This window comes from Arthrobacter sp. NicSoilB8 (assembly GCF_019977355.1).
GTDB lineage: Bacteria > Actinomycetota > Actinomycetes > Actinomycetales > Micrococcaceae > Arthrobacter.
In genome coordinates this window covers 4,124,041-4,135,746 of record NZ_AP024655.1, presented here as the reverse complement: position 1 = coordinate 4,135,746, position 11,706 = coordinate 4,124,041, and the positions used below count along the sequence as shown (strand labels likewise).

Sequence of the window (11,706 nt, the reverse complement as noted above, 5' to 3'; positions counted from 1 at the left end):
TTCCATGCAATACCGCACCCTGGGCAACAGCGGCGCCGTTGTCTCCAACTACGCACTGGGCACCATGACCTTTGGCGCCGAGGCCACCGAGGAGCAATCCCGCGCCATCCTGGATGACTACTTCGCCGCGGGCGGCAACTTCATCGACACCGCGGATGTCTACAGCTCGGGGGTCTCGGAGGAAATCATTGGCCGCTGGCTGGCCGACCGGGCAGAGGTCCGGGACCGGGCCGTCGTGGCGACCAAGGGCCGCTTCCCGATGGGCCGGGCCCCGAACGACGTCGGCACCTCCCGCCGGCACCTGGTCCGGGCCCTGGATGATTCACTGCGCCGGCTGGGCGTGGAGCAGATCGATCTGTACCAACTGCACGCGTGGGATCCGATCACTCCGCTCGAGGAGACCCTCCGGTTCCTGCACGACGCCGTCTCCAGCGGCAAGATCGCGTATTACGGGTTCTCCAACTTCCTGGGCTGGCAGCTGACCAAGGCCGTCCACGTGGCGAAGGCCCATGGCTGGAGCGCGCCGGTGACGCTGCAGCCGCAGTACAGCCTGCTGGTCCGTGAGATCGAGTCGGAGATCGTTCCGGCCTCGCTTGACGCCGGGATCGGGCTGCTGCCGTGGTCGCCGCTGGGCGGAGGATGGCTGTCCGGCAAGTACAAGCGCGACCAGCCGCCGGCAGGGGCCACCAGGCTCGGCGAAAACCCGAAACGGGGGATGGAGGCCTGGGAGGCCCGGAACGCCGATCCGCGCACCTGGGACGTGATTGACGAGGTGGAGGCGACCGCCGGGCGGCACGGCGTGAGCCCGTCCCAGGTCGCGCTGGCCTGGCTGGCGGACCGGCCGGCGGTCACCTCGGTAATCCTGGGCGCCCGGACCGCCGGACAGCTCGCGGACAATCTCGCCGCCGCGGATCTCCGGCTCACGGCGGAGGAGACGGAGCGGCTGACCGAGGTCAGCCGGCCGCGCGTCGGCGTCTATCCGTATGGGCCGGTGGCCCAGGAGCAGCGCAGCCGGAAGCTCGAGGGCGGCCGTTAGCCCCGCCGGCCTTCCAGCCGGCCGTTAACGAACCAACGCGGGGTCACTTCGCGCCCGTCCAGCTGTTGCGGATGGGCGGGATGTGACCCCGCGTTGTGGTTATTCGGGGAAACCCGGCCTAGTGAACGAGCTCGCGGGTCATGCCGAAGGGCACCTGGTCGGACAGGGCCGCCGTGTAGTGGCCCGGCCTGTGCCGCGTCAGCAGGATACCGTGGGTTCCCGTGGTCATGGCGAGCCGCTGGAGGCCGCGAACGGCGTCGTTGAGGCGGTCGTCGAGGACCTTGCGGCTGTCGACCTGGATCTCAATGGTCTGGGTAACTTGGGTCATAGCACAGTCTTTCGTGGAGTTCTTTTCTTGGCCCCAATAGTTGCAGGAACAATAACGTCATATTTATGGGGGCGTCAAATCCCCTGAGGGCCCAGGTTTGCCGCGGAAAGACGACGCCGGCGGGCTGTCCGCCGCTGACCTGCGATTACTTTTGATGCGGGACCTTTGGCCCTAGACATCCGCCGGGCGAGACGATTGGCGGGAACTCCCGGCCAAGCCGCCGCGCGGGCCGCCGCCCGGACACGAGCCCGAATCCGCGCCTGAGGCCGGGCTGAGCGGCGGCCGGGGTCCACTGCCTAGGACCGTCCGGCGAACCGGGATAATGTTCAGCGAAGACTATCCACAACACGGCGCAAAGGCGGCACGGCGACATGGCAGAGGCCCAAAAAGGTAAACCGCAGGGCTGGTGGCGGACCTTCCACGAGAAGTTCGTCGTGGAGGAGCGCTACATGAGCGTGCCCGCGCGCCGGAATCTCTACCGCACCGCCGTCGCCCTGATGATTGCCGGCGTCGTCCTGTTCGTGGTGATCCTGAGCAGTGTGCTCCAGCACGGCGGCATCTCGGCGGCGGACGAGCCTGTGCGGTCGTGGCTGCTGACCCAGCGCGGGGAACCGGCGACCACCATCATGATCATTCTTGCGATCGTCTTCGGACCCATCGGCCTGCCGATCATCGTCCTTATCGTGACAGTAACCTGGGGTGTGCTCGCCAAGCACGCCTGGCGGCCGATGCTCCTGGCCGGCGCCATGCTGACCGGCGTGATCCTGGCGCAGGTCATTGGCCGGATCGTGGAACGCCAACGCCCTCCGGTGGAACTGATGCTCTTCGGCACCGACACCACGTTCTCCTTCCCGTCCGGGCACGTACTGGGCGCCTGCGATTTCCTGCTGGTCACCACGTTCCTGGTCTTTTCGCGCCGGAAGAACCCCGTGTCAGCCGTTGTCGCCTTCATTGTGGCAGGAATCGGCATCTTCTTCGCCGGCATCAGCCGCCTCTACCTGGGCTACCACTGGATGACGGACGCCCTGGGGGCCTTCTCGATCTCGCTCGTGGTTCTGGGCGGAGTCATTGCGCTGGACACCTGGCGGACGGCCCGGATTCCCGGCGAGCGGGTCACCGGCACGCTGTCCACCGCCGACGCCGGCACGGACTAAGCGCCGGCACGGGGCTGAATACCGTCAGCGGCTGCGCGCCCGCTTGAGTTCGGCGCGGAGCCGGGCGTTGGCTGCCTCCAGTTCGATCACCTTGGCCACTCCGGCCAGGTTTAGGCCCTCCTCCAGGAGTTCGCCGATCCGCCGCAGTACGGCGAGATCCGCGTCGCTGTACTGCCGGGTGCCGCCCGCGGTCCGGTCAGGGGTGAGCAGCCCCCGCCGCTCGTAGAGCCGGATGTTCTGTTGTCCCGTGCCCACCAACTGCGCCACCACGGAGATGGCGTACACGCCCGCGTCGGAGCTGCGTTGCGCCATGATTTTCCCTCCCGTTCCTGCAATTTTCCCTTGCATCAGTGTTTCACCGGTGCTATAAAAAATCTATACCCACCACTATAGAAATCCTTGGTGGGTTGTGAAGGAACATAGGCCAACTCGCGCTAAAGGAGTGGGAAATGATGTTAATCCGTACGGACCCGTTCCGTGACTTTGACCGCCTTGCCCAGCAAGTGTTCGGGACGGCGGCACGCCCCGCGGCGATGCCCATGGACGCGTGGCAGGAGGACGGCGTGTTCGTCGTCGCGTTCGACCTTCCGGGGGTCGATGTCGACTCGATCGGGCTCGATATTGAACGCAATGTCCTGACCGTCCGGGCCGAGCGGCGCGATCCGACGCAGCCCAACGTAGAGCTGACGGTTTCGGAGCGCCCCCGCGGCGTCTTCAGCCGCCAGCTGATCCTCGGCGACACCCTGGACACGGAGAAGGTCAAGGCGCACTACGCCGACGGTGTCCTGACGCTCCGCATCCCCGTGGCGGAGCAGGCCAAACCGCGGAAGATTGAAATCACCAGGTCGCAGGACAAAATGCAGGAGATCGGCAAGTAGTCCCAGGAGCCGGCGCCGGGCACGGAATACGGCGCCGGCTCCGATCGTCTGCAATGGAGAGCGGCAATGGCTGGCAGGAACCCTGATCCCCGCGGCTACTATGCGTTGTTGCACGTCTCCCCGGAGGCGAGCCGGCAGGAGATCGGCCGCGCCTTCCGGGCGCTGATGCGCCGGCGCCATCCCGACGTCGGCCATCCCGACGTCGGCCATCCCGACGTCGGCCATCCCGACGGCGGCCATCCCGACGTGGGCCATCCCGACGGCGGCGTTGACGATGGAGACGTGCGCGCGATTCTGGACGCTTTCACGGTGCTGCGCGACCCCAGGACCCGGGCGGATTACGACGCCGGGGCCGGCCACACGGCGGGTCATGCCAGCACAGTCCAGACCGGCACAGACCATGCCGGCACAGGCCATGCCGGCACAGACCATGCCGGCACAGGCCATGCCGGCACAGTTCAAACTGGTGACGGCGGCCGCGACATTCCGGTGCGGATCGTCCGGCGTCGGGATCCGCTCCTGCGTGTGCTCCCGGTGCACTGGGAACCCGGACCGTGGCCGGGGAAGCACCCACGCGGAGGCCCCTGACACGGACCGGATCCGCACAACTCATCTGCCCGTTCACCAGCCCCACCCACCAGTCCCACTCCCCGAGGAGGAGATCGCCCATGAGCGCATGGCGCCGTTACGATTCGCATCTGATGCCGGTGTTCCACGAACGCTTCGAGGAGCGCTGGGGCAAGGGAACGGCACCCTTCCTGGATCCAGAAGCACACGAGGCCCCGCTGCCCCGGGCGCAATGGATCAACGTTGACACCGGCGCGGCGCTGGCGGTGGTTCCGGTCTGGACCGCCGACGACAGCCAGCACCGTTCCTTTGGCGTGTTCTACCTGCCGCCCGCGGGTGACATCTGGGTGCTGAGGCCCGGCTTCACCGAATATCTGGAGCCCACGGCGGACGAAGCGGAACAGCTCGTGGGCCTGCGCAACGACGCCTTCCGCAAGGCGGTGGCGCACGCCAAAGACTTCCTTCTCGGGCCGGAGACGTCCGTGTTCTGAACGGCCGGGACCGGGTGCGGGGCCGGCGGTGCGTTCCGGGGGTCAGTTCCTGGCCGCGGCGTACGCGTTCAGGCTGCAGGAAAATACAATCCACGAGACGTACGGCAGCATGAGCAGCCCCGCGGCCCGGCTGATCGGGCCGAACAAGACCACCGTGGCCGCCGCAGCCGCGGCGTGGGCGGCGATAACCAGCAGGGCCAGCCAGAGGGCGGCGGTGCCGATCATCGGGTACATGCCGAAGAACAGGGGCGCCCAGCCCAGGTTCATGCACAGCAGGATGCCGTACATGGTCATGGCGCCCCGGCTGCGCCCGGAGAGAAACCCTGAACCCTGGCGCCACACCAGCCACGCGGCCACCGCCATGGCCGTGTAAAGCATCATCCAGACCGATCCGAAGGCCCAACCCGGCGGAGTCCATGGAGCCTTCTCCGCCGCCGCGTACCACCCGCCGGCGTTGGAGACGATGGCCAGCGAAGCCACGTAGGACACCCCGTGGGAGAGCGCGAGGAAGCCGAGGAGAGCGGCTGCCTGCCGGCCGGGGCCGGGACGCGCCGGCGACAGACCGTGATCGACGCCTTGTTCAGTTTTCACATGCACGGATCAACACTGGTCAATGGCGCCGCGCCCGTCAAACTGCAGAGGTCGTGGCGCACGGCCCGGGGGAGACCTAAAATCAGTCAACAACCGCCGAAACTACACAGAGGTCCCGTCGATGAAAGCTTCCGCCACTGATCTGGCTTCCCTGCTTCCGCCCGGCTTCACCTTGGGCGTGGCGACGTCGGCTTTTCAGATCGAGGGTGCGCTCGATGAAGACGGCCGCGGCCCGTCCGGGTGGGATGTGTTCGCCGCGAAGCCGGGTTCGATCGTGGAGAACCACAGTCCGGTCATCTCCTGCGACCACTACCACCGGATGCCCGGGGACGTGGCGTTGATGAAGGAACTGGGCATCGATTCGTACCGGTTCTCGCTGTCCTGGTCCAGGATTCAGCCCGGCGGCAGCGGGCCGGTGAACCCGGCAGGACTGGGCTTCTATGACCGGCTGATCGACCTGCTGCTCGCCAACGGCATTTCCCCCATGGTCACCCTCTATCACTGGGACACCCCATTGCCGCTGGATGAGGCGGGCGGCTGGATGAACCGGGACACGGCCCACCGGCTGGGGGAGTTCGCCGCGATCGCCGCGGATGCCTTCGGAGACCGCGTGGCACGCTGGGTGACGGTGAACGAGCCCGCCACCGTCACCACCAACGGCTATGCCCTGGGCATGCATGCCCCCGGCGAATCACTCATGCTCAAGGCCCTGCCCAGCGTGCACCACCAGCTGCTGGGCCACGGACTGGCGCTCCAGGCGTTGCGCGCCGCCCAGGTGAGGGGCGAAATCGGCATCACCAATGTTTACTCTCCGATGGTCCCGGCCACGGCCAACCCGCTGGACAAGCTCAGCGCCGGACTCATGGATGTGGCGCAGAACCGGCTCTACGCGGACCCCGTGCTGCTCGGCAAATACCCCGACGTTATCCGGGCCGCCACGTTCTTTTCATCCTCCTTCAGCCCGACCAGCGAGGACATGGAGCTCATCTCCCAGCCCCTGGACTTCTACGGACTGAACTACTACATGCCCACCCGCGTCGGGTCGGGCCCGGGTGAGGGGGCCGTGCCGCCCGGCATGGCCGAGGCCATGGGGGACGACCTCAGCGGGACGCCCGGTGCGCCGTTCCACATCGCGTCCTTCCCGGACACCGAGACCACGGCCTACGGCTGGCCGATCAAGCCCGAATACATGTCCGTCGCCCTGGCCGAGATGGCCGATCGCTACCCGGGCCTGCCGCCGGTCTACATCACCGAGGGCGGGGCGAGCTTCGAGGATGTCGTGGTGCAGGATGCCGCGGCGGGCCGGCGGATCATTCCGGACGAACGCCGGGTGCGGTACCTGGCGGACCATATCGGCACGGCCCTGGAAGCCACGCGTCCCGGCGGCGCCGCCGAATCCGTGGATCTGCGGGGTTACTACGTGTGGTCCCTCATGGACAACTTCGAGTGGTCCGCCGGCTACAAGCAGCCGTTCGGACTGGTGCACGTCGACTTTGACACGCAGGTCCGCACGCCGAAGGCGTCCTATTACTGGCTCCAGGAGGTGATCGCGGCCCGCGGCGCCGCGCATGCCGCTGACCTTTCCGTCGCGGCGCCCGCCGTCGACGCTTCCGCCGTCGCGCCCGCCGCCGCCGGGCAGGACGCAACCGCCGACGTCGAACCGCCCGTCCCGGCGGGCTGAGGCGCCTGAAACCCGTTCAACGCGGAACAGGTCCGGCTTAGAGCAGTTCCAGGTCCTGCAGGCCTTTGGCGAGGCCGGCGCCGTCGGGCGCATAGATCCAGGGGACGGATGATCCCGAGTGGTCTCCGGTATCGGAGTGGCCGCCGGCGAAGACCGCCTCGCTGGCCGAGAGCTGCCGGATACCGATCGCGGCCACCCGGTCAGGGTGTTCCTGTGCGAAGCCGGAGTAGATCTCCTCATCGTGCTGGCCGTTGTCGCCGAACAGCAGCCAGCGCATGTTCGGGAACTCCTGGGCGAGCAGCTCAAGGTTCCGCCGTTTGTGTTCCTGGCCGCTGCGGAACCAGCGGTCGTGGGTCAGGCCCCAGTCAGTGAGCAGCAGCGCTCCCGGGGGATAGAGGTTCCGGGCGATGAACCGGGCCAGGGTGGGCGCCGCATTCCACGGTCCCGTGGACAAGTAGATCACCGGGGCATCAGGGTGTTCCACCCTGAGGCGGTCCATCAGGACGGCCATGCCGGGCGTCGCCATCCGGGCGCGTTCGTTCAGGACGAAGGTGTTCCACAGCGCGAGGAAAGGCCGGGGGAGGGCCGTGACCATGATGGTGTCGTCAATGTCCGAGACGACACCCAGCCTGGTGTCGGGGGCGATCACGAAAATCCTGGTCTCGACCGGGTCCGTGTCGTCGGCCCGCAGGACAGCCGTATGCCAGCCCGGCGTCAACTCCACGGGAACCACGGTGTCCACCAGGCCGCCGCGATCCGCATGCACGCGCGTGGTGATGCCGCCAATCTGGATTTCCACGGGGGTGTACTGGACCGGGACACTCGTGAAGGCGCGCCAGCCGCGGATGTTCTGGTTGCCGTTCAGGGCAAGCCGCTCCGCCTTGCTGCCGGGCACGGGCTTGCTGGTGAGGACCACGCGGCCCAGCACCCGGACCCACTGCGTCGAGCCGTAGCCCTGATAAGCGACCGTCTGTGGGACGAACTTCCAGCTCCGGGCCGACTTGAGCCGAAGCCTGTTGACGGTGTCCGACACCCAGTGGGCGAGCCGGAACGCCCTGTTGCCGGACACGGGCAGCTGCTGCGCTGGTTGCGACGCCAATTCCATGCCTCCACTCTTTCACAGAGCCGGATGCCCGCAGCGCCGGATGCCCGAAGGTGACGGAGCCAAGGTGAAGGGGTGCCGCCCCAGTGTTCCCGCCTCCCCAGTGAGCTTCCGGCAGCGGGGGACCAGGAACGCCTGCTCACCAGGGGACGGTCTCACCCAGCAGCCGTCGCAGTGTGGCGGCGTTGCGCACGGCGTTGCCGCCGCCGTCGTTATTGAAATACGCGTAGACGTCCTTGCCGGCCGCCCGCCATTCGCTGATCCGCCCGGCCCACCAGCGCAGGTCGTCGTCCGCGTACGAACCGGCGTACAGGACGTCGTGGTCCGGCCCGTGCAGCCGGACGTACACGAACGGCGCCGTCGCGCGCAGGACGCACGGGAGCCCGGCGCCGCTCATGATGCAGTAGGCCGCGCCGTGCCGCTCCAGCAGGGCGTACACGCCGGCGTCATCCCAGCTCGGATGGCGGAACTCCACCGCGACGCGGACCCACTCCGGCAGCGCGGTCAGGAAGTAGTCCAGCCGGGCGTCGTCCCGCGCGAAGTCCGGGGGCAGCTGGACGAGCAGGACGGCCCGCTTGTCGCCGAGTTCGTGCCAGCACCGCCTGATGCGCTCCGCCCAGACCTCCGGGGCGTAGAGCTTCTTGCCGTGCGTCAGGCCTCGCGGCGCCTTGACGGACATGGTGAAGCCTTCGGGCAGGCGGCGGCGCCACCCGGCGAAGGTGTCTTCCCTGGGCCAGCGGTAGAAACTGGCGTTCAGCTCCACGGTGTCGAAGCGGGCCGCGTAGTGCGCCAGCCTCTCCCGCGTTGGCAGGCCCGGCGGGTAGAGGACCCCCTCCCAGTGGTCATAGCTCCAGCCCGACGTCCCGATCCGCACAGTTCCCAAGTGCACAGTTCTCATGTCCACAGCGCCCGTGTGGTCAGCGCCCGTATCCCCGGCCATGGCCGCCCCCTTTCGCCCGCCTCGACGTCCCCGGCCGGCTTAGACCTCGCCGGCCCACTCGCCGGCGTGCCCGGCAAACGCCGCCTCCCAGCGCTGCCGCTCGGCGTCGGGCAACGGCCCGCGCGCGACGGCGGCTGCCGCAGTTTCCAGGTTGGCCGGCTGCGAGGTGCCCACGATGGCCGTGGACACGCCGGGGCTGAACACCGAGAACCGCAGCGCCGTGCCCGGCCAGTCATCGGCCTCGGGTTCCAGGCCCATCTCCCCGAGCCGGTCCCAATACGTCTCGCCGTACACCCCCGCGGGACGGTCCGCATGCCGCCACGGCGCGTTGGCCAGGGGGCGCTTGGCAACCACGCCCAGCCCGTTCCGCGCCGCAACCGGCAGCACCTCCCGGAGGGAGCGCTGGTCTGCCAGGTTCACGGAGGACTGCACGGCCCCGAAGACGCCGGCGGACGCGGCCCAGGCAAGCGCCTCATTCTCGCCGCTGTAGCCCGGTACCCGGACCTTGCCGGCCTCCACGCAGGCCAGCAGGGCCTGCACGGCCTCGCCCCGCTGCAGCACCGCGAGCGGGCAGGAATGCAGGAAGACGACGTCGATCCTGTCCGTGCCGAGCTTCGCCAGCGCCTCGTGCACTCCGCGCGTCACCGCTGCGGCGCTCCAGTCGGCGGCACCCTCGACGCCGTAGCCCACCTTGGTGGACAGGACGACGTCGCTGCGGCGGGCCGGGAGCCAACTGCCGATGCGTTCCTCGGACAATCCGTAGCCCCGGGCGGTGTCGATGAAGTTGATTCCCAGCTCCAGGGCCCGGTCCAGGAGCCCGTGGGCCTGGCTCTCCGTCACGCCGTCGTAGCCGATATGGCCTGCGCCGAAGCCCAGGGCGGAGACCTGCAGTGACGATGATCCGAAGTTTCGTTTCAGCATGGATGGATCTTAGTCCCTTCCTCGGACTCCCTGCCCTGACACCGACTTCTCACTCCCTCCTCGAACACGAAGGACCGGTGTGGCACTGTAAGAGTCATGGCACGCATCGAGGATTACGCAATGGTCGGGGATCTGCACACCGCCGCCCTGATCAGCACCGAAGGTTCCATCGACTGGCTGTGCCTGCCCCGCTTTGACTCGCCCGCCTGCTTCAACGCCCTCCTCGACACCCCGGCAGCCGGCCGGTGGCTGCTGGCGCCGGACGGCGGCGGCGAATGCACGCGGCGCCGCTACCGCAAGGGGACGCTGATCCTGGAAACCGAGTGGGACATGCCCGAGGGCAAGGTCAGGATCATCGACTTCATGCCGCCCCGCGACGAAGTGGCGGATATCGTGCGGATCGTGGTGGGCATCCGCGGCACCGTGCGGATGCGCAGCGAGCTGGCCCTGCGGTTCGACTACGGCCATATTGTGCCCTGGGTCCGCCACGACGAGCACGGGATCCACGCGGTCGCCGGGCCCGACGCCGCCTACCTCGTGACCGAGGCGCCCCTGCGCGGCGAGCGGATGCATACCGTCAGCGACTTCACCGTCACGGCCGGGGACCGCATGCCGTTCGTGCTGACCTGGAGCCCCAGCCATCTGTCCCGGCCGCGCTCCGTGGACCCGGAAGCTGTCCTGGCGTCCACCGAGGAGTTCTGGCACGCCTGGTCGGCCAAGTGCAAGGTCACCGGGCCGTACCGGGACGCGGTCCAGCGCTCGCTCATTACCCTCAAGGCCCTGACCTTCGCCCCCACCGGCGGCATCGTTGCCGCCGTCACGACGTCCCTGCCGGAGGAAATCGGCGGAACCCGGAACTGGGACTACCGCTTCTGCTGGCTCCGCGACGCCACCCTCACACTGCAGGCACTGCTGGCCGTGGGCTACACGGAAGAGGCCGGCGCGTGGCGCGACTGGCTGCTCCGCGCCGTCGCCGGGGATCCGGCTGATCTGCAGATCATGTACGGACTCCACGGCGAACGCCGGCTGCCGGAACTCGAACTGCCGTGGCTCAAGGGCTACGAGAATTCCGCTCCGGTGCGGACCGGGAACGGCGCGGCCGGGCAGTTGCAGCTCGACGTCTGGGGCGAGGTCCTCGATTGCCTGTCCCTGACGCGGAACTCCCTGCTGAAGCACACCGACGATGCGTGGGACGTCCAGGTGGCCCTGATGGAGCACCTCGAGACGGCCTGGAGCCAGCCGGACAACGGGCTGTGGGAAATGCGCGGTCCGCAGCGCCACTTCACCCATTCCAAGGTGATGGCATGGGTGGCGGCGGACCGCATGGTTAAAGGTGTCCGGGACTTCGGCCTGATCGGCCCGGCGGACCGTTGGGAGGAGCTGCGGGACACCATCCACGCCGAGGTCATGGCAAACGGGTTCGACGCCGAACGCAACACCTTCGTGCAGTCCTACGGGCGGCCCGAGCTCGACGCGAGCCTGCTGCTGCTGCCGCGGGTGGGGTTCCTGCCGCCGGATGATCCGCGCATCATCGGCACGATCGACGCTGTCCAGCGTGAGCTGACGCATGACGGGTTCCTGCGCCGCTATCTGCCGGCGGAGAGCGATGACGGGCTCCCCGGCGAGGAAGGGGTGTTCCTGGCCTGCTCCTTCTGGCTGGTCGAAGCGCTGATCGGGGCCGGCCGCCGCCATGAGGCCCGGGAGCTGTTCGAGCGCCTGCTGGCGCTGCGCAACGACGTCGGACTCCTGAGCGAGGAGTGGGGCGTCGAGGCCGGCCGGCAGCTGGGCAACACGCCGCAGGCGTTCAGCCACTTCGCCCTCGTGATGAGCGCGCTGGAACTGCACGAGGACGGTGTCCGCCGCAGCGACACCCCGCTGACCGCGGGGACGGGCGGGCACCGCCTCCGGCGGGCAGGACACCCCGCGCACGGCGCCACACCCCGCCCGTAGTCGGGGCTTCCTCTCTGGCGGCAAGTAAGTACACTTACTAATATCCCGGAGGGGGATACAGGGAACA

13 protein-coding genes are annotated in these 11,706 nt (G+C 68.3%); 7 read left to right on the top strand and 6 right to left on the bottom strand.

Annotation, left to right across the window (positions count from 1 at the left end; genetic code table 11):
* The first annotated feature begins 4 nt into the window (after positions 1-4).
* A complete protein-coding gene (locus LDO15_RS18660; protein ID WP_223981014.1) occupies positions 5-1,036 on the top strand; it encodes an aldo/keto reductase in 1,032 nt (343 codons plus the stop codon).
* A gap of 118 nt (positions 1,037-1,154) precedes the next feature.
* Here LDO15_RS18660 and LDO15_RS18655 read toward each other — a convergent pair whose 3' ends face one another.
* Positions 1,155-1,364, bottom strand: a complete 210-nt coding sequence (locus LDO15_RS18655) for a hypothetical protein (protein WP_223981011.1) — start codon at positions 1,362-1,364, stop codon at positions 1,155-1,157.
* Positions 1,365-1,735: 371 nt separating this feature from the next.
* On the opposite strand from LDO15_RS18655, the gene LDO15_RS18650 reads away from it, so the two are divergent.
* Positions 1,736-2,518, top strand: coding sequence for a phosphatase PAP2 family protein (locus LDO15_RS18650; protein ID WP_223981008.1), 783 nt, complete (start codon positions 1,736-1,738; stop codon positions 2,516-2,518).
* A gap of 24 nt (positions 2,519-2,542) precedes the next feature.
* Here the strand turns inward: LDO15_RS18650 and LDO15_RS18645 are convergent, their stop codons facing one another.
* The gene (locus LDO15_RS18645; protein ID WP_223981005.1) at positions 2,543-2,830 is read right to left on the bottom strand and encodes a MerR family transcriptional regulator; all 288 of its coding nucleotides are present in this window, start codon (positions 2,828-2,830) and stop codon (positions 2,543-2,545) included.
* A 137-nt stretch (positions 2,831-2,967) separates the two neighbouring features.
* Here LDO15_RS18645 and LDO15_RS18640 point away from each other — a divergent pair, with 137 nt between their 5' ends.
* The 3 genes from LDO15_RS18640 to LDO15_RS18630 all read left to right on the top strand — a co-directional run bounded on the left by LDO15_RS18640 (position 2,968) and on the right by LDO15_RS18630 (position 4,454).
* Entirely contained in the window at positions 2,968-3,396 is a 429-nt protein-coding gene (locus LDO15_RS18640; RefSeq protein ID WP_276572932.1) for an Hsp20/alpha crystallin family protein, read from the top strand.
* Positions 3,397-3,462: 66 nt separating this feature from the next.
* Positions 3,463-3,984: a DnaJ domain-containing protein gene (locus tag LDO15_RS18635; protein WP_223981001.1), complete on the top strand. Its 522-nt coding sequence runs from the start codon at positions 3,463-3,465 to the stop codon at positions 3,982-3,984.
* 80 nt (positions 3,985-4,064) lie between these two features.
* Positions 4,065-4,454, top strand: a complete 390-nt coding sequence (locus LDO15_RS18630) for a hypothetical protein (protein WP_223980998.1) — start codon at positions 4,065-4,067, stop codon at positions 4,452-4,454.
* Between the two features lie 42 nt (positions 4,455-4,496).
* Here LDO15_RS18630 and LDO15_RS18625 read toward each other — a convergent pair whose 3' ends face one another.
* Positions 4,497-5,045 (bottom strand): TspO/MBR family protein, encoded by a 549-nt coding sequence (locus tag LDO15_RS18625; protein ID WP_223980994.1) that lies wholly within the window; start codon positions 5,043-5,045, stop codon positions 4,497-4,499.
* Positions 5,046-5,166: 121 nt separating this feature from the next.
* Here LDO15_RS18625 and LDO15_RS18620 point away from each other — a divergent pair, with 121 nt between their 5' ends.
* Positions 5,167-6,726 (top strand): GH1 family beta-glucosidase, encoded by a 1,560-nt coding sequence (locus LDO15_RS18620; protein WP_223980991.1) that lies wholly within the window; start codon positions 5,167-5,169, stop codon positions 6,724-6,726.
* 37 nt (positions 6,727-6,763) lie between these two features.
* Here the strand turns inward: LDO15_RS18620 and LDO15_RS18615 are convergent, their stop codons facing one another.
* The 3 genes from LDO15_RS18615 to LDO15_RS18605 all read right to left on the bottom strand — a co-directional run bounded on the left by LDO15_RS18615 (position 6,764) and on the right by LDO15_RS18605 (position 9,689).
* Entirely contained in the window at positions 6,764-7,831 is a 1,068-nt protein-coding gene (locus LDO15_RS18615) for a phosphatase domain-containing protein (RefSeq protein WP_223980988.1), read from the bottom strand.
* A gap of 136 nt (positions 7,832-7,967) precedes the next feature.
* Positions 7,968-8,726, bottom strand: a complete 759-nt coding sequence (locus LDO15_RS18610) for a DUF72 domain-containing protein (protein WP_223980985.1) — start codon at positions 8,724-8,726, stop codon at positions 7,968-7,970.
* A gap of 81 nt (positions 8,727-8,807) precedes the next feature.
* Positions 8,808-9,689: an aldo/keto reductase gene (locus LDO15_RS18605; RefSeq protein ID WP_223980982.1), complete on the bottom strand. Its 882-nt coding sequence runs from the start codon at positions 9,687-9,689 to the stop codon at positions 8,808-8,810.
* A gap of 96 nt (positions 9,690-9,785) precedes the next feature.
* On the opposite strand from LDO15_RS18605, the gene LDO15_RS18600 reads away from it, so the two are divergent.
* Positions 9,786-11,639, top strand: coding sequence for a glycoside hydrolase family 15 protein (locus LDO15_RS18600; RefSeq protein ID WP_223980979.1), 1,854 nt, complete (start codon positions 9,786-9,788; stop codon positions 11,637-11,639).
* Positions 11,640-11,706: the final 67 nt, after the last annotated feature.